Origin of the sequence: Bradyrhizobium sp. 149, from assembly GCF_023073915.1 — a bacterium.
In the GTDB taxonomy this organism is placed as follows: Bacteria; Pseudomonadota; Alphaproteobacteria; order Rhizobiales; family Xanthobacteraceae; genus Bradyrhizobium.
This window is the reverse complement of record NZ_JADPKK010000022.1, coordinates 81,525-104,181: the sequence shown is the minus strand read 5'-3', so window position 1 is coordinate 104,181 and position 22,657 is coordinate 81,525. Positions and strand designations below refer to the sequence as shown.

The following is a 22,657-nucleotide window of genomic DNA, read 5'->3' as shown; positions in this document are numbered from 1 at the left end:
TCCTCTTACGAGACGGATTTGGCGGGCCGCGTCACCAGATAGATGCCGAGGGCGACCGGGATGACGCCGAGCAGATCGCGCGCTTCGACGTGCTCGCCAAGGACGATGAAGGCGAACAGCATGCCGAGCGGCGGCATCAGGAAATGATAGGCACTGGCGGCGGTGGCGCCACACACTTTCAGGAGATGAAACCAGAGCCAGTAGGCCAGGATCGAGCCGCCGAGTACGAGAAAGGCAAAGGCGCCGATCAGGCCCGGCGTGACGTCGATGGCATGAAAATCGGCGAAGGTGAGCGCGACCGGCGTCAGCACGATTCCGGCGGCAAGATTCTGCACGCCATTGCCGATCCACAAGCTTCCCTTTGGCGCGAGCAGCTTGAACAGGATCGTGCCGGCGACGATGGAGGCGAGCGAGGCCAGCGTGAACATGATGCCGTGCAGCGAGTCGGTGCCGACAGACAGGCGGTGCCAGACGATCAAGGTCACGCCGATGATGCCGAGCAGGAGGCCACTCGCCTTGCGCCAGGTCATGCCTTCGCCGAGCAGAAGCGCGGCCAGGCCCGCGGTGAACACCGGATTGGCCGACACGATCAGGCCGCCGAGGCCGGCCGAGACCGATTGCAGACCGGTATAGCCGAGGCCGAGATAGAGCGCGTTGTTGGCGATGCCGAGCACGGCGAAGATCGCGGCATCGCGCCAGGACAGCGACCAGTCGTCACCGCGGCTCAGCGTGGCGCCAAGGATCAAGATGCCGGCAAGCGAGAAGCGCGCGGCGAGCAGGATCAGCGGCGGGCAATGCGTCACCCCGATTTTCCCGGCGACAAAAGCGTAGCTCCAGAGCAGGCAGAACAGACCGATTGCGAGCGGCAGCGTGTTGAAACGGCTGCCGGGAATCGAAATCGAGGGGGCAAGCGACATGAGGGCATTCTCCTGAGCCCTCGATCTAGGGATCAGCCTTGTCATTTGGAAATTAAATGATTAACTCGGCATCAGTGGATTTTCGAATGGAGACATCACATGCTCGATCTGGAGCTCTTGCGCAGCTTCGTCTCCGTGGTCGATGCCGGCGGCTTCACCCGGGCCAGCGAGCGCGTTCACCGCACGCAATCGACCGTCAGCCAGCAGATCAAGCGGCTGGAGGAGGATGTCGGTCAGGTCCTGCTGCATCGCGACGGCAAGGACGTGCGCCCGACCGAAGCCGGCGAGCGATTGCTGTCTTATGCGCGGCGGCTGTTGTCGCTCGCGGAGGAGGCGCGCGACGCGCTGCGCGTGCCCGACAGCGAAGGCGCGATCCGGCTCGGCATCCCCGAGGATTTTGCGGCGTATCGGCTGGCGAAACTGCTCGGCGCATTCTCGCGCTCGCATCCGAGCCTGCGGCTCGATGTGCGCGCCGACCAGAGCAAGAACCTGTCGCGCGACCTCGATCGCGGCGAACTTGACCTGGCGCTGTTCAAGCGCGAGGCCGGCGCGAAGGGCGCGATTGCGGTGTGGCCGGAGCAGGTGCACTGGGTCACCAGCAAGAGCCATCCGATCGATGCCAGCGCGCCGTCGGTGCCGCTGATCGGCTTTCCGCTCGGCTGCCTCTACCGCGCCGGTGCCATCCACGCGCTGGAAAGTGCGGGCCGCATCTGGCACATGGCCTATACGTCATCGAGCCTCGCCGGCATCCAGGCTGCGGTCGCCGCCGGGATGGGATTGAGCATCCTGTCGGAGATGGCGATCCAGTCCGACCACCGCGTGCTGAGCGCGAAGGACGGCTTTGCGCCGATCAACCGGACCGAGGTGGCGCTGATGGCCGCGCCAGGCGCAAGCTCCGCGACGCTGCGGCTGGCGGACCGGCTGGCGGAGTTCTGCGACGACGTGCAGGCCAAGGCGGCTTAGCTGCACCGCGACGCTGCGATCGCGTGCACGCGGCGGTCGCCGAGCAGGTGCGCGACAAAGCCATTTTTCGGAAAGATTTTTGCGAACGCGGCATCGCGGATGCTGAGGCCGCCGGCATAGGCGCCGAAGGCGGGCATCACGGCGCGCATCCCGTCCGACACGAAGCAGCGTCGCTCCATCGAGCGGCCACGCGCGGAAACGCGGGCCTTGGGATGCAGATGGCCGGCGATCTCGCCGCACGCGCCGGTCGGCTCGTGACGAAAGGTGATCGGGCCGATCGCGACCTCGTCGGCGACCGTGCCGCCAAGATCGCCCGGCAGCATCGGATCGTGATTGCCTGAAATCCAGATCCAGTCGCGGCCGATCCGGAGTGCGGCCATGGCGTCGCGGTCTTCCGCGGAAAGCCGCTCATGCGCGGTGCGGTCGTGAAAGCTGTCGCCGAGGGCAATGACGATTCGCGGATCATGGCGGGATATGACAGCAGCGAGACGACCGAGCGTTGCGAGCGTATCGTAGGGCGGCAGCAGCACGCCGCGCACGGCGAAGCTTGACCCTTTTTCCAGATGCAGATCGGAGACGACGAGCAGGCGCTGCTCTTCCCAGAACAGCGCGCCGGAGAGATCGGCCGCGAACGTCACACCGCTGATGCTGACATTCGAAACGCGCATGTCCTCGATATCTCCTGAAACCAGCGCGCCTGTCGTCACATCCGAACCTGCTGTTATCCCATTGCCTCTTTGACCAGCTCGTCGGCGGCCTCCGCCAGCAGCTCGTCTCCAGCTTCGCCATAGACTGACTCGCGGCCGATTTCCAGCATCACGGGGACGGCGAGCGGCGAGACACGGTCGAGTTCCCGATGCGTGATGCGGCCCTGGATGCGGGTGAGCATGTCGCTGAGACGGCGCAGATCGAGCAGGCCGGTGGCGGCATCGGCCCGCGCGGCGCGCAGCAGCACGTGATCGGCCTGGTGTTTTCGCAAGACGTCGTAGACGAGATCGGTCGAGAACAGCACCTGCCGCCGGCTCTTCTCCTCGCCGGTATGCCGGCGCGCGATCAGGCCGGAGATGATCGCGCAATTGCGGAACGTGCGTTTCATCAGGGCGGATTCGGCGAGCCATGCTTCGAGATCGTCGCCGAGCATGTCAGGGTCGAACAGCGCGTCCAGATCGATCCTGCCGTCCCGGATCATGAAGGAGAGGTCGCCGAGTGCCCAGACAGCGATCGCATATTCATTGGCGACGAAACCGAGCGGCCGGGCGCGGGCGCGCTCGAGCCGGCGCGTCAGCAGCATGCCGAGCGTCTGATGCGCGAGACGGCCTTCGAACGGATAGCAGACGATATAATGTTTGTTGGCGCGGGGAAAACTCTCGACCAACAGCTCGCGCACCGCCGGTACGCGCGAGACGTCCTTCTGCAGCGACAGCCAGTCGCGCACCTGCTCCGGCAAGGCGCCCCAGGCGCGCCCGTCATCGAGCAGGCGGCGAACACGTTCGGCCAGATAGGTCGAGAGCGGAAACTTGCCGCCCATATAGGACGGCACTTTCGGGTCCTTGTCGTTGGCGCGCGAGACGTAGACCTGGTCCTCGACCAGGGTTTCGTAGCGCACCACCTCGCCGCTGAACACGAAGGTGTCGCCCGGGCTGAGGCCCTCGATGAAGGCTTCCTCGATCTCGCCGAGCAACCTGCCGCCGCGCGCGATCACGCCCGTTGACCCGCCTGCTTTTCCTTGACCGCCGCCGCGCGAGCGAACCAGGCGCACCTTCAGCATGTCATCCTCGACGATGGTGCCGACATTCATCCGGTAGCTCTGCCGCACCTTGGGATTGGCGACGCGCCAGCGGCCTTCCTTGTCCTGCTTGATGCGTGCGAAGCGCTCATAGGTCTTCAGCGCGTAGCCGCCGGAGGCGACGAAATCCACGACGTCGTCGAAATCCTGCCGCGTGAGATCAGCGTAAGGTGCCGCGGTGCGCACTTCGTCGTAGAGTTCATCTGAGAAGAACGGCTCGCCGCAAGCGCAGCCGAGCACGTGCTGGGCCAGCACGTCGAGTGCACCGATCCGGAGCGGCGGCGTGTCCTGCGCATTCTCGGCGATGGCGTCGATCGCGACGCGGCACTCCAGCACCTCGAAGCGGTTCGCGGGCACCAGCACCGCGCGCGAGGCTTCATCAAGCCGGTGGTTGGCGCGGCCGATGCGCTGCATCAGGCGCGAGGAGCCCTTGGGCGCGCCGATATTGACAACGAGATCGACGTCGCCCCAGTCCACGCCGAGATCGAGCGAGGAGGTGCAGACCACGCCGCGCAAGCGTCCCGCCGACATGGCGTCCTCGACCTTGCGGCGTTGCGCGACGTCGAGCGAGCCGTGATGCAGCGCGATGGCAAGGTTGTCGTCGTTCATGCTCCAGAGATTCTGGAACAGCATCTCGGCCTGGCTGCGGGTGTTGACGAAGACCAGCGTGGTCTTGTTCGCCTTGATCAGCTCGTAGATCTCGGGAAGTGCATGGCGCGCGCTGTGGCCGGCCCAGGGCAGGCGCTCGCGCGTGTCCATCATCTCGACCAGCGGCGGCGCCGCGCCGCTGGCAATGACGATATCGGCCGCCGCTTCTTGGCCGCCGGGCTGCGGCACCAGGAAGCGCGCCAGCAATTCAGGCTCGGCCACGGTCGCCGACAAGCCGATGGCGCGCATCTGGGGCGCCAACCGCCACAGCCGCGCGAGGCCGAGAGACAGCAGATCGCCGCGCTTGGACGTCACCAGCGCATGCAGCTCGTCGAGCACGATGCGCCTGAGCGAGGAGAACAGGAACGGCGCATCGTCGGATGAGAGCAGCAGCGCGAGCTGTTCGGGCGTCGTCAGCAAAATGTCGGGCGGATAGCGGCGCTGCCGCTGCCGCCGCGACGTCGGCGTGTCGCCGGTGCGGGTCTGGATCTTGATCGGCAGCTCCATCTCGGCGACGGGACGCTCGAGGTTGCGGGCGATGTCGACCGCGAGCGCTTTGAGCGGTGAGATGTAAAGGGTGTGCAGGCCTCCGGCGCGCTGCAGCGTGCGCCCGGTGGAGACCACCGATTTCGCCGAAGCCATTTTCGCCGAAGCTTTGGGCACAGAACTCAGCTCCACCAGCGTCGGCAAAAATCCCGCCAGCGTCTTGCCGGCGCCGGTGGGCGCGATCAGCAGTGCGGAACGGTCCTCGCGCGCTTTCTCCAGCAGCGCCAATTGATGCGCGCGCGGCGACCAGCCGCGCGCCGCGAACCACGCCTTGAAGTGGTCCGGCAACAGCGCGGCAGGCTCTGCCGGAGATTTGAGGATGCGGGGCGGCACGGCATCACAGGTAAGCCGTCGGGTTGGGTTCGTCGAGGGGGTGAGTGCTGCGAATAAGCGAGATGCTGCGTCCCCTCTCCCCTTGTGGGAGACGGTGGATCGCCGCGTAGCGGCGAGACGGGTGAGGGGTTTCTCTCCGCGATTTATCTCTCGCAAAGCATCCGCGGAGAGAACCCCTCATCCGGCGCTTCGCGCCACCTTCTCCCACAAGGGGAGAAGGAAGAAAGCGCGCTCCCCCTACTCCGTCACCGGCTTGTCGGACACGACCCAATCCTTGCCATTGAAGGTCGAGATAAAGAGCGTCTTCATGGGCGTGTAATCGTCGGGCGTGTAGTTGTAATTGACGCCGTCGAGGAAGAACGGCGAATGGAAGCCGTTGAGATTCGACGCCTGCTTCAGCACGTTCCCCCGTGTCAGGTCGTCGCCGCAGCGACGCAGGATCTCGGCCATGCTTGCGGCCTGTCCATAGCCCGCGAAGGCGATGGTGTTGTCCGGATCGATGCTCGGCAAATAGGTCTTGCGCAGCGTATCGAACGCCATCACGTCCTTGTCCGCCTCCCAGGGGCCGGGCCCGGCATCCTTGGAGTAGCGGATCGCGACGATGCCGGTGGCGTTCTCCAGGCCGGCGGCAGTGAGGATCGAGCGACCGGTGGAGCCGGCCGACAGCAGCTGCAGCGGCTTCCAGCCGAGCTCGGCGACCTTGCGGATCGACTGCGACGACGCCTTGCCGGTGGAGATGTTGTAGAAGACGTCCGCGCCCGATTTCGAGAGATTGATGAGCTGGGAATCGACGGTCGGATCGGTCAGATCGTAGGTCTGCTCCATGATCACCTTGGCGGTGCCGCCGGCGTCCTCCAGAACCTTCTTGAAGGGCCCGAGGAAGTCGCGGCCGAAATCGTCGTTCTGGTAGAGGATGCCGACCTTGGCATTCGGCTTCACGCTGATGACGTGCCGCGCCAGGATGCGGGCTTCGGTGGGATAGAGCGGCAGGCCCGCCATCGTCCATTTGAACTCTTTTGGGTTATTCCACTTCGACGCGCCGGTGTTCAGCAGGAGTTGCGGCACACCCTTCGAGTTCAGGTATTTGTGCACGGCGGTCTGCGGCGCGGTGCCGAGCGAGCCGTAGAGCGCGAGCACCTCCTCCTGCTCGACCAGGCGCCGCGTCGCCTCGACGCATTTCGGCGCGCTGTAGGCATCGTCCATGGTGAGGAATTTGACCTTGCGCCCGTTGATGCCGCCCTTCTCGTTCAGCATCTGGAAATAGGCTTCGCCGACGCGCCCGAGCACGCCGTAAAGGGAGCCGGGGCCGGAATGCGGCACGGTCTGCCCGATCTTGATCTCGGTGTCGCTAGCGCCGGCATCGTATTTCTTCTCCGCGGCCCAGACGTAGGGCGCGGGCAAGGTGGATGCCGCGATGGTCGCGAGCGCGGCGGCGCTGAAATCGCGCCGCGATGGATTCCTAATCATTGTTTGGTTCTCCCTAGCGGGGACATTGTGCTGGCATCGCGGCCCGTGTCGCAAGTGGGAAGTCACAGCTTTGCGGTGCAATCACGCCCAAAGCGTCGCCTGTAGCGCCTAGACTCAAGTTTTCTCGGCGACCACGACGAGGCCGCGCACCGGCTCGTTGTTCTCGATGCGTGGCGAGGCCTGCTCCAAGGTGAGGAGCTTGAGGCCGGCCTTCCCCATCGCATCGCGCACATATTCCGCCGAATGGGCATAACGCAGGCCTTCACCGAGAACGATGCCGCTGCCGTCATGCGTCTCCAGCGTGAAGGCGAGCACGCCATCGGGCGCGAGCACGCGCCTGGCTTCGCCGAGCACCGGCGCGAGATCGGGGAGGTAGACGAACGCGTCCGCGGCGACGACGAGGTTCGCACTCGCGTCAGTCCTGGTGCGCAGGCCTTCGATCATGTCGGCGACTTCGAGCTCGGCATAGAGCGCGGTTGCTCGCGCCTCCTTGATCATGCCGGGCGACAGATCGATACCGATGAACTGGTCGACCTGTTTTGCGAAGGCGGCGGCCGCCAGCCCCGTACCGCATCCGAGATCGATGGCGCGCTTGAACAGGGCGGGCTTCTTCGCGGCGACGCGGGCAGCCACCACCGCCTTGAAGATCAGCGACGGCGCGCGGTAGTCGAGATCGTTGATCAGGACGTGCTCGAAGCGCGGCGCGTATTGATCGAACAAGGCCTGCACATAGGCCTTGGGCATCCCGGACAGTTGCGCATCGCCGAGGCGCATCAGATGCAGGTGAGCGCCATGCTGATCGCTCGGGTCGGATTCGCGCGATTTTCGAAAGGCCGCAATGGCCTTGTCGCGCTCGCCGAGTTGCGCGCGGATTTCGCCGAGCGTGAACCAGGCCGAGGTGAAATTCGGCGCGAGCTCGATGGTCTGCTCCAGCAGGTCGGCGGCCGCCGCCAGATCGCCCTTGAGCTGGAGGTCGCGCGCGAACTCGAAGCGGCGGTCGGCCATGAGATCGCCGGAGGTCAGGAACAGGCGCAGGGGCATTGGGGGAACCAGGAAGCGAAGCGGGCGGATGACTCGAACACGCGGGCGCGCAACCTATATAACAGGCATGCGTCCACAAGACATCCTGCTGCCCGTTGCCGCGGGCCTGTGCTGCAAGCCCGGCGGCTTCCATATCGACCCTGTCCGGCCAGTGGAGCGGGCCGTGATCACCCACGGCCATTCCGACCATGCCCGCGCCGGCCACGGTGCGGTGCTGGCGACGCAGGAAACGCTGGACATGATGCGGCTGCGCTATGGCGAGAATTTTGCCGGCTCGACGCAGGCGATCCGCTATGGCGAGGAGATCCGGCTCGGCGATATCAGGGTGAAATTCCATCCCGCTGGCCATGTGCTCGGTTCGGCGCAGATCGCGGTCACCTGCAAGGATATCTGCATCGTCGCCTCCGGCGACTACAAGGACGCGCCCGACCCGACCTGCACGCCGTTCGAGCTGGTGCCCTGCGACGTCTTCATCACCGAGGCGACGTTCGGCCTCCCGGTGTTTCGCCATGGCGATGCCGCCGACGAGGTCAAAAAGCTGCTGGCGTCGGTGGCGCTGTTTCCGGAGCGCGCACATCTCGTCGGCGCCTATTCGCTCGGCAAAGCACAGCGCGTGATCGCACTGCTGCGCCAGGCGGGTTACGAGGCGCCGATCTATCTGCATGGCGCGATGGAGAAGATCACGCATTACTATCAGAGCCGCGGGATCGAACTCGGCGAGCTCCGGCCGGTGAAGGGCGTGAAGAAGGCCGCGCTTGCCGGCACCATCACGCTGGCGCCGCCCTCGGCGACATCCGATCTCTGGACCCGGCGGTTTCCCGATCCCGTCACCGCATTCGCCTCCGGCTGGATGCGGGTGCGCGCCCGGGCGCGGCAACGCGGCATCGAGCTGCCGCTGGTGATTTCGGACCACGCCGATTGGGACGGCCTCACCGCCACCATCGCGGCGACCGGCGCCGGCGAGATCTGGGTTACCCACGGCCAGGAAGACGCGCTGGTGCATTGGTGCCAAAGCAAAGGTCTGCAGGCGCGGCCGCTCGATCTCGTCGGCTATGGCGACGAGGAGGAGACCGAGACGCCGCTCGCCGACGAGGCCGAAGCATGAACCGCTTCGCCGAACTTCTCGACCGCCTCGCCTACGAGCCCGGCCGCAACAACAAGCTGCGGCTGATCACCGGCTATTTTCGCGAGGTCGCCGATCCCGACCGCGGCTATGCCCTGGCGGCGCTGACCGGCGCGCTCAGCTTCAAGCACGCAAAGCCCGCGCTGATCCGCGACCTGATCGCATCGCGCACCGATCCGGTGCTGTTCGGGCTGAGTTACGATTATGTCGGCGACCTCTCGGAGACGGTGGCGCTGATGTGGCCGAAAGCGGCGATGGCCGCTCACAACAACCCACCTCCCCCAACACTGACCGAGGTCGTTACCACCCTGCGCACGCTCGGCAAGACCGATCTGCCAAAGCAACTCGAACGCTGGCTCGACGAGCTGGATGAGACCGGACGCTGGGCGCTTCTGAAGCTCGTCACCGGCGCGTTGCGCATCGGCATCTCCGCGCGCCTGGCCAAGACCGCGGCCGCGGCACTCGGCGACAAGGACCCGCATGAGGTCGAGCTGATCTGGCCCGGTCTCAGCCCGCCCTATCTCGACCTGTTCGCCTGGCTGGAAGGCCGCGGCGAAAAACCGGTCAATCGCGATCCCGCACCGTTCCGCCCGGTGATGCTGGCGCATGCGATCGAGGAGACCGATTTCGCACCACTCGATCCCGCCGACTACATCGCCGAATGGAAATGGGACGGCATCCGCGTGCAGGCAGTCGCAGGCCGCGACGAGCACGGCCACATCACCGCGCGGCTCTATTCGCGCACCGGCGAGGACATCACCGGCAGCTTTCCGGACCTGGTGCCGTCGCTGCGCCTGCCGGGCGCCATCGACGGCGAGCTTCTGATTTTGCGCGAAGGCCGCGTGCAGAGTTTCAATGTTCTGCAGCAGCGGCTCAATCGCAAGGCCGTGTCGCCGAAGCTCATCAAGGAGTTTCCGATTCATCTGCGGGCCTATGATCTGCTCGGCGACGACGAGAACGATCTACGCGAGCTGCCGTTTGCGGAGCGGCGCGAACGGCTCGAGACCTTCATCGGGAAACTTGACGATCCCCGCATCGATCTCTCGCCCACCGTCCCCTTCGCAAGCTGGGAGGCACTGACCGCCGCACGCGCCGATCCCGCGAGCGCCGGTGCGGGCGACGACGCGGACGCCGTCGAAGGCGTGATGCTGAAGCGGCGCGATGCACCCTATCTGCCGGGACGGCCGAAGGGACAGTGGTGGAAGTGGAAGCGCGATCCGCACATCATCGACGCCGTATTGATGTATGCGCAGCGCGGCCACGGCAAGCGCTCGTCCTACTATTCCGACTATACCTTTGGCGTCTGGACCGAAGGCGCGGGCGGCGACGAGCTGGTGCCGGTCGGAAAAGCCTATTTCGGCTTCACCGACGAGGAGCTGCTCCAGATCGACCGCTTCGTGCGTCGCAATACCACCGAAAAATTCGGCCCCGTCCGCCACGTCGTGCACGAGGGCGACAAGGGGCTGGTGCTGGAGGTCGCCTTCGAGGGGCTGCAGCGCTCGCCGCGGCACAAATCTGGCGTCGCGATGCGCTTTCCCCGCATCAGCCGGCTGCGATGGGACAAGCCGCCGCGCGAGGCCGACCGGCTGGAAACGCTGGAAAGGATGCTGAAAGCGGAGGCGGCGGTGGTGGAGGCTTGAAGAGAGTGCGAGATCGGCTCGAGTGCCACCACGAAGGCAGCGCGCCCCCTCGCCCGCTTGCCCGAATTAAAATCCCGTAAGCCGATTGACGCGCCATTGCGGGTTCCCCATGTCCCCCGCCGTGCCCTATGATAGGGTCGAATCCGCTGAGGAGTTTGAGATGACCAACGACGTCAGAGATTTGCCGGCCGGCCGCAGCGACGGCCTGAACCGCTTTCTCGGCGGCTCGCCGCTGGCGGTCGCGTTTCGCCTGGTCCTGCTCTCGATCCTCGTCGGCGTCGTGCTGGCGGCGATCGGCTTCGATCCCTGGAATATCATCTACAGCATTCGTCTCTTGTTCCAGCGTTTGTGGGATCTCGGCTTCGACACCGTGAACTGGCTGTGGCGCTACTTCCTGCTCGGCGCCGTCATCGTAATTCCGATCTGGCTGCTGATGCGCGTTTTCGGCGCGCCCCGCAGGTAAGGATTTGGGAGCGAGCCGCCGATGCAATTGCGCTTTGTCGGCTGCGGCGACGCCTTCGGATCCGGCGGCAGGCTCAACACCTGCTTCCACGTCTTGGGACGCGAGGCCAACTTCCTGATCGATTGCGGCGCGTCGGCTCTGCCGGCGCTGAAGCGGCTCGAGATCGACCGCAATGAAATCGATCTCATCCTGATCACGCATTTCCACGGCGACCATTTTGCCGGACTGCCGTTTGTCCTGCTCGACGCGCAATTCTCCCGGCGGACGCGGCCGCTCACGATCGCTGGCCCCAAAGGCATCGAGACGCGGCTGCGTGCGGTGATGGAGGCTCTGTTCGAGCACTCCTCGAAGACGAAACAACGCTTCGAGCTGTCCGTCATCGAGCTCGCGCCCGAGCAGAGCCAAAGCTTCGGCCCGGTGACGGTGACGCCCTATCCCGTCGTGCACGGCGAATCCGGCGGACCGTTCGTCGCCTATCGCATCGAAGCCGAAGGCCGCACGCTGGCCTACAGCGCCGATACCGAATGGACGGAGACGCTCATTCCGCTGGCGCATGGCGCGGACCTTTTCATCGCGGAAGCCTATATGTACGAGAAGGTGGTCAAGAACCATCTCAGCCTGAAGACCTTGGAACAGCATCTTCCCGAAATCGGCGCAAAACGCCTCGTGCTCACCCATATGAGCGAAGACGTGCTGTCGCGCCTCCACGACATCGCCCATCTCGCCGCCGAAGACGGCATGGTGCTCGTGTTCTGACATGCACGCACCCGTTCACTTGAAGATCGGTTCCCGTCAGGTCTTCGCCATCGCAGGCCCCGCGATGGTCGCCAACCTCACCACGCCGCTGATCGGCGTGGTCTCGACCACCGCGATCGGACGGCTGGACGATGCCGCGCTGCTCGGCGGCGTCGCCATCGCCTCCGTCATCTTCGATTGCCTGTTCTGGCTGTTCGGCTTCCTGCGCATGAGCACGCTCGCCTTTACGGCGCAGGCGCTCGGCGCCGGAGAGACAGGCGAGCTGACCGCGATCCTGGTGCGTGGCTTCATCGTCGCCGGCCTGATCGGCATAGCCCTGATCGCGCTGCAACTGCCGCTGGCCGCCGTGCTGTTCGACCTGATGGGCGGCAGCGAAGGCGTCACGCACGCGGCGAAAACTTACTTCGTGGTCCGGATCTGGTCGGCGCCGCTGGCGCTTGCCAACTATGTCATCCTCGGCTGGCTGGTCGGCCAGGCCCGCGCCAATCCGGCGCTCGCGCTCCAGGTCGTCATCAATCTCGTCAACGCGGCGGCGACGATCCTGCTGGTGCTGGTCTGCGATACCGGCATCGCGGGTGCTGCGATCGCGGCGCTGCTGTCTGAAGCGGTCGGATTCGGACTCGGCCTGATCGTCTGTCGGCGCTATGCGGACGGTGGGTTCGCGGTGCCATACGCGGCCCTGTTCGACCGGGCCAAGCTGATGCGGCTGCTGGCGGTGAACTCCGACATCCTGATCCGCACCGCGGCGCTGATCGCCGTGTTCTTGTTTTTCACCGCCAAGGGCGCGCGGGCCGGCGACGTCACGCTGGCCGCCAATTCCGTGCTCAACAACTTCTTGCTGGTCAGCGCCTTCTTTCTTGATGGTCTTGCCAACGCAGCCCAGCAGCTTTGCGGCCGCACGCTTGGTGCACGCGACGCCAAGGGATTCGCGGATTCCACCCGGCTGGTGCTGCTGTGGGGGCTCGGCTTCGCGCTGGTCGTGTCCGCGCTGTTCGCTTCGTTCGGACCGCACCTGATCGATTTCATGACGGCGAGCGAGGCCGTCCGCCGCAGCGCGCGGGAATTCCTGCCGTTCGTCGTGCTCGCCCCCATTCCCGGCGTGTTCGCCTTCGGCTTCGACGGCATCTATATCGGCGCGACCTGGGCGCGCGAGATGCGCAATCTGATGCTGACCTCGCTCGCGATCTTCCTCGCCGCATGGTGGGCGCTGCAATCGTTCGGCAATGCCGGACTGTGGAGCGCGCTGATTGCCTCCTACGTCTCGCGCGGCGGCCTGCAGGCCGCGCGCTATCCGGCGCAATTCAGGAAGACGTTTTCGAAGCACTAGCCGCTTGGCTTACATCCCCGGCCAGTCTTCCGCCGTCAGCGTCGCGGCATCGGCGCCGACGATCTCGGATAACGTATCCCGTCCCGTCCGCAACAGCGTCGAGGTGAGGTCGCGTTTGATCTCGTCGACGAGGCCGAGGCCCTTGTAGACCAGCGAGGAATAGAGCTGGATCAGGCTCGCGCCGGCGCGGATTTTCGTCAGCGCGGCGCCGCCCGAGTCCACGCCGCCGACGCCGATCAGGGGGAATGCGCCTTCGACGCGCACATAGGTCTCGGCGACCATCCGCGTCGACAGCCGGAACAGCGGCCGGCCGGACAGGCCGCCCTGCTCCTTCGCGCGCATCTCCTCGCGCAGCGTGCTCGGCCGCGCGATCGTGGTGTTCGACACGATCATGCCGTCCACCCGGCGCGAGCGCGCGACCTGCACGACGTCGTCGAGCTGGGCGAGGCTGAGATCCGGCGCGATCTTGAGCAGCACCGGCGTGTCGCCGGCCTTCTGGCGTACCCGCTCGCGCGCGTCGATCACCCTGGCGAGGAGATCGTCGAGCAGCGCGCCTTCCTGCAGATTGCGCAGGCCCGGCGTGTTCGGCGAGGAAACGTTGACGGTGAAATAGCTCGCCACCGGGGCAAAGGTCTCGATCAGCTTGACGTAATCATTGACCCGATCAGGCGAATCCTTGTTGGCGCCGACATTGACGCCGACGATGCCGCCGTGCTGAGCGCGTGCCGCGAGCCGGCGCAGTGCTGTCTCCGCCCCGTCATTGTTGAAGCCCATGCGGTTGATGACGGCCGCGTCGCGCTCGAGGCGAAACAGCCGCGGCCGCGGATTGCCGCTTTGCGGCTTCGGCGTCACCGAGCCGATCTCGACGAAGCCGAAGCCGAGCCGCAGCAGCGCATCCGGCACTTCGGCGCTCTTGTCGAAGCCCGCCGCCATGCCGATCGGATTGGGGAAGTTGAGCCCGAAGGCACGCACTGCGAGCTTGGGATCATCCGCGTGCGGCTTGCCCGGCGGCAGGAAGCGCAGGCCCTGGATCGCGAGGCGATGCGCATCCTCCGGGTCGAGCCAGCGCAACACGGGCAGCGAAAGAGCATCAAAAGCGCGGATCACGGGGCAAGCTCCGGAACATCATGGCCGCCGTCGGAGCGCGTGTTGAGGTTCACCACCGCAATCACCGCGCCGAGATCGAGCTCGCCATAGAGATGCGGAAACAGCTCCTCATTGCGCGAACGCTCCCAGCGCAATTCGCTACCGAGCGCATCGCCGTCGACCTCGACCAGGAACAGCGCGCGCTGCCCGAAATAATGCTTGCGCAACGTCTCGGGAACCTGGGCGGCGGTCGAGAAATGGATGAATCCGTCGCGCGAATCGTCCGCGCTGCCGCGGTAGACACCCTCCCGCTCCGCCTCGCGCCAGGCCGAGGCCGGACAGATTTTGTAGATCTTGACCACCGCTTGCGGAGCCCTTTGAGTTTCTTGCGTTTTTTCGTCCCTTGCGGGTGTTAAAACCCGGGCGCGACCGTAATGGCGCCCCCCTCCGAACTCAAGACTTAGCCACGGCCCCTTGCGCGAAAAACGGAAAACCTGTTGATTTAAGGATAGTTTTCCTGAGTTGCGACGGGCTGGACCTTCCATGGTGAGGCAGGCCAAAGCGCAGAGGATGCTCTCCCACAACCAGATCTGGGGCGCACTGGATCGGCTGGCGGAGCGCGCCGGCCTGTCACCGTCGGGCCTGGCCAAGCGCGCCGGGCTCGATCCCACCACCTTCAACAAGTCCAAGCGCGTCACCTCCGACGGCCGCGAGCGCTGGCCCTCGACCGAATCGATCGCGAAAGCCCTGGCGGCGGCAGATTCATCGATCGGCACCTTTGCCAGGCTGGTCGGCGACGAGGCGGGTGACGGCCGCTCGGTGCCGCTGCTCGGCTTCGCGCTCGCGGGCGCAAGCGGCGCGTTCGACGAGACCGGCTTTCCCATCGGCAAGGGCTGGACCGAATTTGCGCTTCCCACCGCCGAGGACAACCATAGCTTCGCGCTGCGGATTTCCGGCGAAGCGCTGCAGCCCTCCTATCGCGACGGCGACATCATCCTCGTCTCAGCGAGCGCGCCGATCCGCAAAGGCGATCGCGTCGTGGTGAAGACGAAGGCGGGCGAGCTGACGGTGGCGACGCTGAAGCGCCGCACGGCAAAGGTTCTGGATTTGCAGCCGCTCGATCCGGCACAGGCCGAGCGGACGATGGCGGCGAGCGAAATTGCGTGGATCGCAAGGATCGTGTGGGCGAGCCAGTGAGGCGTGCCATCTACTCCGATGTCATTCCCCGCGAAGGCGGGGAATCCAGTACGCCGCGGCGTCTCGGTTCAGGCACGGCGGTCTCTGGAATACTGGATCGTCCGCCTTCGCGGACGATGACAGTGAGTCTTGGACCTACGCACTCCGCGCCAGCGCGCCGTCGATCATGTTGACGGCGTTCTGCAGGCCATAGACCGCGACAAAGGAGCCGAAGCGCGGGCCCTTTTCCTGGCCTAGCAGCACCTGGTAGAGCATGTTGAACCAGTCGAGGGTCACGCCCGGACGGCCGTCCTTGCCCTTCTTGACCTGGTCGAGGAACGGCTCGCGGCGGCCGATCTCGTAGACGACGTTCTGGATGTCCTCGGCCGATGCGTCCTGCGGAAGCTGCGACAACGCATCTCGCAAATCCTGCAGCGCGGCGCGCTCGGTCTCGGTGGGTTCGCGGAACGTCTTCGTCGGCGCGACGAAGTCGCGGTAGTAGTTGATGGCGTAGCCGACCATCGCATCGAGCTTGGGATGCGTCTGCGGGCTCACGCCGGGACGGTAGCGGCCAATAAAACCCCACAGCGTCTCGGCATTCTCCGCATTCGACGACGACACCAGCGTCAGCAGGAGCTGGAATGTGACGGGCATATCGAACTTCGGCGGATGGCCGCTGTGGACATGCCAGACGGGATTGCCGAGCTGCTGCTTGGCGTCCTGCTTGGCAAAGCCGTCGATGAATTGCTGGTAGTCGTCGACATTGCGCGGGATGACGTCGAAATACAGCCGCTTGGCCGCCTTCGGCTCGCGATACATGAACAGCGACAGCGATTCCGGCGAGGCGTAGCGCAGCCATTCGTCGATGGTGAGGCCGTTGCCCTTCGACTTCGAGATCTTCTGGCCCTTGTCGTCGAGGAAGAGTTCGTAGTTGAAGCCCTCCGGCGGCGTGGCGCCGAGCGCCCTCGCGATCGCACCGGAGAGCTTGACCGAGTCGATCAGGTCCTTGCCGGCCATCTCGTAGTCGACGCCGAGCGCGACCCAGCGCATCGCCCAGTCGGCCTTCCATTGGCACTTGACGTTGCCGCCGGTGACGGGCGTCTCGACTTCCTGGTTGGTCTCAGGATCGACATAGGTCACCGTGCCGGCCGCAACGTCGCGGCGGATCATCGGCACCTGCAGCACGACGCCCGTCGTCTTGCTGATGGGGAGGAACGGCGAATAGGTCGCGCGGCGGTCGGGTCCGAGTGTCGGCAGAATGATCGCCATCACCTTGTCGTAGGCCGCGAGCATCTTGAGCAGCGTCGCGTCGAAACGGCCGGACGTATAATAGTCGGTCGAGCTTGCGAATTCGTAGTCGAAGCCGAAATGATCCAGAAACGCGCGCAGCCGGGCATTGTTGTGGTGCCCGAACGACGGGTACTCGTTGGAGAACGGATCCGGCACGCGCGTCAGCGGCTTGCCGAGATGCGCAGCCAGCATCTCCTTGTTCGGGACGTTGTCGGGCACTTTCCGAAACCCGTCCATGTCGTCGGAGAACGCGAGCAGGCGCGTCTTGATCTTGTTTTCGGTCAGCACATGGAACGCATGCCGCACCATCGAGGTGCGCGCGACCTCGCCGAAGGTGCCGATATGCGGCAGGCCGGACGGGCCGTAGCCGGTCTCGAACAGCACCTCGTCCTTCGGGCTTTTCTTCAGCCGCGCGACAATGGCCTTGGCCTGCTCGAACGGCCAGGCGTTGGATTGTTCGGCGAGCGCACGCAGGTCGCTCGGATTCGCGGCAAGATCGATAACGGACATCTACAGAGGCCTCCGGGCCGCGGAAAATAGCGATTTCCGGGCAGAATGCAATTTTGCGAGACGGTGCAACCGCACCCATCGTCATTGCGAGCGAAGCGAAGCAAATCCAGAATCTTTCCGCGGAAGCACTCTGGATTGCTTCGTCGCTGCGCTCCTCGCAATGACGACAAGGAGGCAGCGAAGCTAAAACGGGCTCACCGAGAAATACCGCAGCCACAGATCGGTATAGCGGCCCTTTTCCCAGACGCGGAACATCGCCCAGTTCAGGGCCTGGCGCAGCACGTCGTTGCCCTTGCGAACGGCGATGCCGATGCCTTCGCCGAAGAAGCGGCTCTCGACGAAGGGACCGCCGGAGAAGGCGCAGCAATCGCCGGAATCGGTGCCGTTGATCCAGAACGCCAGCGCGATGGCGTCGCCAAAGATGAAGTCGACCTCGCCCTTGCGTAGGGCGCCGCGCATGGCCTCGTCGTTGGGATAGGGGTGCAGCTCGGCGTCGGTGAACATCGCCTTGAGATAGGCTTCATGCGCGGATCCGGCGATGACGCCGACCTTCTTGCCCTCCAGATATTCGGGCCGGATCTCCGGCATCACCGCGTCCTTGCGCGAGGCGAAGCGCGCCGGCACGCGGTAATAGGGATCCGTGAAGTCGACGCGGGCGCGCAGCTGCGGACTCACCGCCATCGAGGCGATGATGGCATCGCCCCGGTTGGAGGCGAGCGCATCGACCAATGTCTCGAAGCGGCGCATCTGCACCGTGCAGGTGACCTTGATCTCCTCGCACAGCGCGCGGGCGAGGTCGACGTTGAAGCCGGCCGGATTGCCGTCGGCGCCGGTGTAGTTGAACGGCGGATAGTCAGTCTCGGTCAGGAAGCGGATCACGGTCAGGCGTGACAGGTCCGGCCGCTCCGGCCGCCGCCGCGGGTCCCAGAAGCCCGGCACCGCCTGCGGGGCGGCTTGCGGCGCGACCTGCGGCGTCGCTTGGGGGGCCGCTGGGGGTTGCTTGGCCGGGGCCTGCGCTCTGGCGCCGGCTAGGCCCGCGACCAGGCAAACGCCGACGACCAGCCCGGTCAGCAAGCCACGGGCGGATTTGGACGATTTCGCCTGTTGCGATGGAGCCATCGGCTGAAAATGAACGAATTTCGTTGAGATCGGAAGGCCTTATAGCCCATCCGGCCGGGAACGCGAGCAGGATTGCGGTTCATAGGGGAGCCTACAGATACCGCTTCAACTCCACCGCGGCCTCTTCCGGCGTGCGCTTCAGGTTGAACGGCGAGACGAAGCGGCCGTCGCGGTCCATCAGATAGATCAGCGCGGTGTGGTCCATGGTGTAGTCGCCGTCCTTGGTCGGGACCTTCTTGGCGTAGACCCGGTAGGAGGTGATCACCTTGGCGGTCTCGGCGGGATCGCCGCTGAGGCCTTCGAGGTGCGGGTCGAAGCTCGACAGATAATCCTTCATCGTCGCCGGCGTATCGCGCTCGGGGTCGACCGAGATGAAGACCGCATTGACCTTGTCGGCGTCCTTGCCCAGCGCGCGCAGCACTTCCGAGATCTCGAACAGCGAGGTCGGGCAGACATCGGGGCAATGGGTGTAGCCGAAGAAGATCAGGGTCGGCTTCCCCTTCAGGTTCTTGTCGGTGACGGCCTTGCCGTTCTGGTCGGTGAGCTGGAACGGGCCGCCGATCGCCGCCGGCTGCGCCACCTTGCTGACCCCACCCATGGCCCAGAAGACGATCAGCAGCCCGACGACGAGGCTTGCGGCGAAGGCGGTCGCGATCACCAGCGGACGGGCGGCGGGGCTCATGGGCGGAAAACTTCCTGTCGGGTCAGAAGCAGGCGGCAAAACCGGTCCTGATCATTTCGAAGAACACCTGGCTGCCGTAGTGGAACCAGAGCGCGAGCGCGCCGAGCACAACCAGACCGCCGACGCCGGCACCTGCCAACAGCAGCACGAACGGGGTCCGGCCGGCAGTGGGCGAATTGTCCGATACAGGATGCGCGGGGTGCAGTGGTTGAGCCATGACAACGATCGGGTGAAGGGTTCCCTGCCTCTCAAATAGGCGCTGGGGCGGGACCGGGCAAGCGCGGCGGGAGATCAGGTGGTGCGGAGGTTCTCCGTCATGCCCGGGCCTGTCCCGCGCATCCACGTACTTTCTCGCCCGGCCCAAGAAACGTGGATGGCCGGGACAAGCCCGGCCATGACGCAAAATCAGCGTTGAATGAAGCGAGCGACCCCGCGAGCCTACCGCGACGACGGCTTGTTGGCCGAGGCCTGCGCGTCGAGGTAGCAGGGCTTGTACATGGCCTGGAGCTGCCTGCCCTTCAGGAAGAGCATATGCGGGGTGAGGCCGCCGCGCTGCATGATCCAGCGCTTCACCTGCGATGGATACATCGCGTAGAGCATCTGGGTCGCTTCGGAATTGGTGACGGCGCGGCCGTTGCTGCCGAAGTCCCAGGCGGCGTGGAAGCCCAGTGTCGCGTGCGACGTCACGCAGATACGGTCATGCGGGATGGCGCCGAGGACGATGGTGCAGGCCGAGGCGCAGAGGCCGTCGATGATGACGGTATCGCCTGATTGTCGCAGATCCTGGTATCTGTCGACGTAGGTTCCAATCCGGCCGCCGCGGTCATCCGCGATCCGGACCACCGCGTGAGAAGCCCCCATGCTCGCGATCAGGAGAACCGCCGCGAGCAACCCCGTCAGAAACTTCATTATCCCCCGCCCCAGTCGAATTCGAATCTGCGTGTCAGGTGGTGATGCCCTGCTAGGGTCTGTCGTAACCGCGGTTTTGTCTAGGCATGCCGGCTCGCTCAAAACAAATTCAAATCCAGTGTTGCGCCCGCGCTGCACTCAGCCGGTCTTTATCCCGAAGTGGAACAAGTTAACGATGTCTTACGCGCCACACTCTTGATCTCAGTTGCAACCGCTGGCTTCAATCCGGGCAACTACAGGGGGGAACCTGTGGAGGGGGAGACACATGGCTCAACACGTCGCTAAACAATTGGCTGAAGAGACGGACGTCGTCGTTGTCGGCGCAGGACTGTCGGGCCTCGTGGCTGCGACCGAGATCGCGGACGCAGGCAAGCGCGTGATCGTGGTCGACCAGGAGGGCGAGCAGTCGCTCGGCGGCCAGGCATTCTGGTCGTTCGGCGGATTGTTCCTGGTCGATTCGCCGGAGCAGCGCCGGCTCGGCATCAAGGACTCCTACGAGCTTGCGATGCAGGACTGGCTCGGCACCGCCGGCTTCGATCGCGACGAGGATTTCTGGCCGCGCCAATGGGCCGAGGCCTATGTGGCGTTCGCGGCCGGCGAGAAGCGCGCCTGGCTGCGCGCGATGGGCCATCGCATCTTCCCCGTGGTCGGCTGGGCCGAGCGCGGCGGCTATGACGCGATGGGCCACGGCAATTCGGTGCCGCGCTTTCATGTCACCTGGGGCACCGGGCCCGGCATCGTCGAGCCGTTCGAGCGCCGCGCGCGCGAGGCCGTCAGAAGCGGGCGGCTGAGCTTCCGGTTCCGCCACCGCGTCGATGCGCTCTCGATCACCAACGGCACGGTGGATGGCGTCAGCGGCGCCGTTCTCGCTCCCGACGATGTCGAGCGCGGCAAGAGTTCGTCGCGCAGCGTCGTCGGCGAGTTTGCGTTGAAGGCGCAAGCCGTGATCGTGGCCTCCGGCGGCATCGGCGGCAATCACGAGCTGGTGCGGCAGAACTGGCCGAAGCGGCTCGGCACGCCGCCGAAATTCATGATCTCCGGCGTGCCCGAGCATGTCGACGGCCGCATGATCGGCATCACCGAGAAATCCGGCGCGCGGCTGATCAACCGCGACCGCATGTGGCATTATGTCGAAGGCATCCAGAATTGGAATCCGATCTGGCCGCGCCACGGCATCCGCATCCTGCCTGGCCCCTCCTCGATGTGGTTCGACGCCACCGGCACGCGATTGCCGGCGCCGCTCTTCCCGGGCTCCGACACGCTCGGCCAGCTGCAATACATCATGTCCACCGGCTATGATTATTCCTGGTTCATCCTGACCCAGAGCATCATCAAGAAGGAGTTTGCGCTGTCGGGCTCGGAGCAGAACCCCGATCTGACCGGCAAGAGCTGGCGCATGACAATCAAGCGCGCCACCAACAAGGGCGCGCCGGCGCCGGTGGAAGCGTTCAAAAGCCATGGTGTCGACTTCATCGTGCGCGACAAGATCGAGGATCTCGTTGCGGCCATGAACAAGCTGGCCGGCAGCGACCTCCTCAAGCTCGAGCACATCAGGATGCAGATCGAGGCGCGCGACCGTGAGATCGCCAATCCTTACGTCAAGGACGCGCAGGTGATGAACATCCACAATGCGCGGCGCTATATCGGCGACAGACTGATCCGCACCGCCTCCCCGCACCGCATCCTCGATCCCGCGCAAGGACCGCTGATCGCGGTCAAGCTCAACATCCTCACCCGCAAGACGCTGGGCGGTTTCGAGACCGACCTCGCTTCGCGCGTGTTCGGCGAGGAGGGAAGCGTCATTCCGGGCCTCTATGCAGTGGGCGAAGCCGCCGGCTTCGGCGGCGGCGGCGTGCACGGCTATCGCTCGCTGGAAGGCACGTTCCTCGGCGGCTGCCTGTTCTCGGGCCGCAATGCGGGCCGCGCCGCGGCGAAGGCGGTCGGCTAGATCATGCGGCGGCGGATGCGCATCGCGGCGTTTGTTGCGGCATTGGCCGCCGCCGCTTCGGCTGCGTCCGCCGATACGATCGACATCGACGGCGTGAAGCGGTCCTACACCGTGCAATTGCCGGCGAAGCGGCTGGTGCCGCTCGTGGTCGTGCTGCATGGCAAGACCCAGCGCGGCGCCGACATGATGACGCGGACGGCGTGGCCGCAGATCGCAAAGCGCGAAGGGTTTGCCGTGGTCTTTCCTGATGGCCTCAACCACGCATGGGCCGATGCGAGAACGAAAGCTGGACCCGCGCTTCGTGGTCCGCCCGCAGGCACCGACGACGTCGCCTTCATCGCAAAGCTGGTCGAGAAGCTGGTGACGAACGGCACCGCCGACCCTCGCCGCGTCTATGTCACCGGCATCTCCAATGGCGGCGCCATGGCGATGACGCTTGTCTGCGCCCGTGCCGATCTGTTTGCCGCCGGCGCGAGCGTGATCATGAATCTCACTGATGAGGCCGCCGTCACCTGCCATCCGTCGCGGCCGCTGCCGATGCTGCTGATGAACGGCACGGCCGACCCGCTGGTCCCCTACGAGGGCGGCCGCGGATCGAGCTATTATGCCGCAGACGGGTTCTGGTCCACCGAGGAGACGCTTGCGTTCTGGCGCAAGCTCAACGGGTGCGAGACCGAAGATTCCGACATGACCGATCTGCCCGACAGGACGCCCGCAGACCAGTCCACGGTGACACGGATCTCCTCGCGCTGTCCTAGGGGGCACGACGTCGTGCTCTATCGCATTAATCAGGGCGGTCACCGCATGCCCGGATTCGCTCCGGATGCCCGCTTCCCGAAGGTCGCAGCCAGCTTGCTCGGGACGCAGAACGGCGACATCGACGGCGCCGAGACGATCTGGACGTTCTTCGGCCAGTTTCCTTGAAGC

Annotated in this window: 21 protein-coding genes; 9 read left to right on the top strand and 12 right to left on the bottom strand. The window is 65.3% G+C overall.

Translation table 11 applies throughout. The features are described from left to right. Positions 1-5: 5 nt before the first annotated feature. A complete protein-coding gene (locus IVA88_RS18020; protein WP_247498578.1) occupies positions 6-917 on the bottom strand; it encodes a DMT family transporter in 912 nt (303 codons plus the stop codon). A 99-nt stretch (positions 918-1,016) separates the two neighbouring features. Here IVA88_RS18020 and IVA88_RS18015 point away from each other — a divergent pair, with 99 nt between their 5' ends. Further along, positions 1,017-1,880, top strand: a complete 864-nt coding sequence (locus IVA88_RS18015) for a LysR substrate-binding domain-containing protein (protein WP_247498577.1) — start codon at positions 1,017-1,019, stop codon at positions 1,878-1,880. Here IVA88_RS18015 and pdeM read toward each other — a convergent pair. From pdeM to IVA88_RS17995, 4 genes are all read right to left on the bottom strand, one after another. Further along, positions 1,877-2,548, bottom strand: coding sequence for a ligase-associated DNA damage response endonuclease PdeM (gene pdeM, locus IVA88_RS18010; protein WP_247498576.1), 672 nt, complete (start codon positions 2,546-2,548; stop codon positions 1,877-1,879). The two genes, IVA88_RS18015 and pdeM, sit on opposite strands and share 4 nt — an antisense overlap. A gap of 53 nt (positions 2,549-2,601) precedes the next feature. Continuing rightward, positions 2,602-5,193: a ligase-associated DNA damage response DEXH box helicase gene (locus IVA88_RS18005; RefSeq protein ID WP_247498575.1), complete on the bottom strand. Its 2,592-nt coding sequence runs from the start codon at positions 5,191-5,193 to the stop codon at positions 2,602-2,604. A 237-nt stretch (positions 5,194-5,430) separates the two neighbouring features. Next, positions 5,431-6,660 carry an ABC transporter substrate-binding protein gene (locus IVA88_RS18000; protein WP_247498574.1) on the bottom strand — a complete coding sequence of 410 codons (1,230 nt, stop codon included), beginning with the start codon at positions 6,658-6,660 and terminating at the stop codon, positions 5,431-5,433. A 114-nt stretch (positions 6,661-6,774) separates the two neighbouring features. Next, complete coding sequence (locus IVA88_RS17995; protein WP_247498573.1) at positions 6,775-7,701, bottom strand: methyltransferase domain-containing protein; 927 nt, start codon at positions 7,699-7,701, stop codon at positions 6,775-6,777. 67 nt (positions 7,702-7,768) lie between these two features. Here IVA88_RS17995 and IVA88_RS17990 point away from each other — a divergent pair, with 67 nt between their 5' ends. The 5 genes from IVA88_RS17990 to IVA88_RS17970 all read left to right on the top strand — a co-directional run bounded on the left by IVA88_RS17990 (position 7,769) and on the right by IVA88_RS17970 (position 13,010). After that, positions 7,769-8,806: a ligase-associated DNA damage response exonuclease gene (locus tag IVA88_RS17990; protein ID WP_247498572.1), complete on the top strand. Its 1,038-nt coding sequence runs from the start codon at positions 7,769-7,771 to the stop codon at positions 8,804-8,806. Then, the gene (locus tag IVA88_RS17985) at positions 8,803-10,464 is read left to right on the top strand and encodes a cisplatin damage response ATP-dependent DNA ligase (RefSeq protein ID WP_247498571.1); all 1,662 of its coding nucleotides are present in this window, start codon (positions 8,803-8,805) and stop codon (positions 10,462-10,464) included. Before IVA88_RS17990 ends, IVA88_RS17985 begins: the two co-directional genes overlap by 4 nt. Positions 10,465-10,624: 160 nt before the next feature. After that, on the top strand, positions 10,625-10,927 hold the full coding sequence (locus tag IVA88_RS17980; RefSeq protein ID WP_247498570.1) for a DUF6460 domain-containing protein: 303 nt from the start codon (positions 10,625-10,627) through the stop codon (positions 10,925-10,927). Between the two features lie 21 nt (positions 10,928-10,948). After that, positions 10,949-11,683 carry an MBL fold metallo-hydrolase gene (locus tag IVA88_RS17975; protein ID WP_247498569.1) on the top strand — a complete coding sequence of 245 codons (735 nt, stop codon included), beginning with the start codon at positions 10,949-10,951 and terminating at the stop codon, positions 11,681-11,683. Between the two features lies 1 nt (position 11,684). After that, positions 11,685-13,010 (top strand): MATE family efflux transporter, encoded by a 1,326-nt coding sequence (locus IVA88_RS17970; protein ID WP_247498568.1) that lies wholly within the window; start codon positions 11,685-11,687, stop codon positions 13,008-13,010. Positions 13,011-13,019: 9 nt separating this feature from the next. Here the strand turns inward: IVA88_RS17970 and IVA88_RS17965 are convergent, their stop codons facing one another. Together IVA88_RS17965 and IVA88_RS17960 are read right to left on the bottom strand one after the other, a co-directional pair. Continuing rightward, positions 13,020-14,117, bottom strand: coding sequence for a quinone-dependent dihydroorotate dehydrogenase (locus tag IVA88_RS17965; protein ID WP_247498567.1), 1,098 nt, complete (start codon positions 14,115-14,117; stop codon positions 13,020-13,022). Then, the gene (locus IVA88_RS17960) at positions 14,114-14,458 is read right to left on the bottom strand and encodes a DUF952 domain-containing protein (RefSeq protein ID WP_247498566.1); all 345 of its coding nucleotides are present in this window, start codon (positions 14,456-14,458) and stop codon (positions 14,114-14,116) included. The genes IVA88_RS17965 and IVA88_RS17960 overlap by 4 nt, the downstream gene beginning before the upstream one ends. Before the next feature lie 181 nt (positions 14,459-14,639). Here IVA88_RS17960 and IVA88_RS17955 point away from each other — a divergent pair, with 181 nt between their 5' ends. Then, a complete protein-coding gene (locus IVA88_RS17955) occupies positions 14,640-15,293 on the top strand; it encodes a helix-turn-helix transcriptional regulator (RefSeq protein WP_247498565.1) in 654 nt (217 codons plus the stop codon). A 135-nt stretch (positions 15,294-15,428) separates the two neighbouring features. Here the strand turns inward: IVA88_RS17955 and IVA88_RS17950 are convergent, their stop codons facing one another. The 5 genes from IVA88_RS17950 to IVA88_RS17930 all read right to left on the bottom strand — a co-directional run bounded on the left by IVA88_RS17950 (position 15,429) and on the right by IVA88_RS17930 (position 19,782). Then, positions 15,429-17,072 (bottom strand): lysine--tRNA ligase, encoded by a 1,644-nt coding sequence (locus tag IVA88_RS17950; protein WP_247498564.1) that lies wholly within the window; start codon positions 17,070-17,072, stop codon positions 15,429-15,431. A gap of 183 nt (positions 17,073-17,255) precedes the next feature. After that, entirely contained in the window at positions 17,256-18,191 is a 936-nt protein-coding gene (locus IVA88_RS17945) for a transporter substrate-binding domain-containing protein (protein WP_247498563.1), read from the bottom strand. Between the two features lie 91 nt (positions 18,192-18,282). Then, positions 18,283-18,873, bottom strand: a complete 591-nt coding sequence (locus IVA88_RS17940; RefSeq protein WP_247498562.1) for an SCO family protein — start codon at positions 18,871-18,873, stop codon at positions 18,283-18,285. 22 nt (positions 18,874-18,895) lie between these two features. Then, the gene (locus IVA88_RS17935) at positions 18,896-19,090 is read right to left on the bottom strand and encodes a hypothetical protein (protein ID WP_247498561.1); all 195 of its coding nucleotides are present in this window, start codon (positions 19,088-19,090) and stop codon (positions 18,896-18,898) included. A gap of 221 nt (positions 19,091-19,311) precedes the next feature. Further along, complete coding sequence (locus IVA88_RS17930; RefSeq protein ID WP_247498560.1) at positions 19,312-19,782, bottom strand: hypothetical protein; 471 nt, start codon at positions 19,780-19,782, stop codon at positions 19,312-19,314. Between the two features lie 289 nt (positions 19,783-20,071). Between IVA88_RS17930 and IVA88_RS17925 the strand changes: the two genes are divergently transcribed. Continuing rightward, positions 20,072-21,730: an FAD-binding dehydrogenase gene (locus IVA88_RS17925; RefSeq protein ID WP_247500342.1), complete on the top strand. Its 1,659-nt coding sequence runs from the start codon at positions 20,072-20,074 to the stop codon at positions 21,728-21,730. A gap of 3 nt (positions 21,731-21,733) precedes the next feature. Next, complete coding sequence (locus tag IVA88_RS17920) at positions 21,734-22,654, top strand: PHB depolymerase family esterase (protein ID WP_247498559.1); 921 nt, start codon at positions 21,734-21,736, stop codon at positions 22,652-22,654. Positions 22,655-22,657 lie beyond the last annotated feature (3 nt).

Coding starts and splice junctions, on each gene's coding strand:
- IVA88_RS18020 (WP_247498578.1), bottom strand. CDS start 917: ATGTCGCTTGCCCCCTCGATTTCGATTCCCGGCAGCCGTTTCAACACG.
- IVA88_RS18015 (WP_247498577.1), top strand. CDS start 1,017: ATGCTCGATCTGGAGCTCTTGCGCAGCTTCGTCTCCGTGGTCGATGCC.
- pdeM (WP_247498576.1), bottom strand. CDS start 2,548: ATGCGCGTTTCGAATGTCAGCATCAGCGGTGTGACGTTCGCGGCCGAT.
- IVA88_RS18000 (WP_247498574.1), bottom strand. CDS start 6,660: ATGATTAGGAATCCATCGCGGCGCGATTTCAGCGCCGCCGCGCTCGCG.
- IVA88_RS17995 (WP_247498573.1), bottom strand. CDS start 7,701: ATGCCCCTGCGCCTGTTCCTGACCTCCGGCGATCTCATGGCCGACCGC.
- IVA88_RS17990 (WP_247498572.1), top strand. CDS start 7,769: ATGCGTCCACAAGACATCCTGCTGCCCGTTGCCGCGGGCCTGTGCTGC.
- IVA88_RS17985 (WP_247498571.1), top strand. CDS start 8,803: ATGAACCGCTTCGCCGAACTTCTCGACCGCCTCGCCTACGAGCCCGGC.
- IVA88_RS17980 (WP_247498570.1), top strand. CDS start 10,625: ATGACCAACGACGTCAGAGATTTGCCGGCCGGCCGCAGCGACGGCCTG.
- IVA88_RS17975 (WP_247498569.1), top strand. CDS start 10,949: ATGCAATTGCGCTTTGTCGGCTGCGGCGACGCCTTCGGATCCGGCGGC.
- IVA88_RS17970 (WP_247498568.1), top strand. CDS start 11,685: ATGCACGCACCCGTTCACTTGAAGATCGGTTCCCGTCAGGTCTTCGCC.
- IVA88_RS17955 (WP_247498565.1), top strand. CDS start 14,640: ATGGTGAGGCAGGCCAAAGCGCAGAGGATGCTCTCCCACAACCAGATC.
- IVA88_RS17950 (WP_247498564.1), bottom strand. CDS start 17,072: ATGTCCGTTATCGATCTTGCCGCGAATCCGAGCGACCTGCGTGCGCTC.
- IVA88_RS17945 (WP_247498563.1), bottom strand. CDS start 18,191: ATGGCTCCATCGCAACAGGCGAAATCGTCCAAATCCGCCCGTGGCTTG.
- IVA88_RS17940 (WP_247498562.1), bottom strand. CDS start 18,873: ATGAGCCCCGCCGCCCGTCCGCTGGTGATCGCGACCGCCTTCGCCGCA.
- IVA88_RS17935 (WP_247498561.1), bottom strand. CDS start 19,090: ATGGCTCAACCACTGCACCCCGCGCATCCTGTATCGGACAATTCGCCC.
- IVA88_RS17930 (WP_247498560.1), bottom strand. CDS start 19,782: ATGAAGTTTCTGACGGGGTTGCTCGCGGCGGTTCTCCTGATCGCGAGC.
- IVA88_RS17920 (WP_247498559.1), top strand. CDS start 21,734: ATGCGGCGGCGGATGCGCATCGCGGCGTTTGTTGCGGCATTGGCCGCC.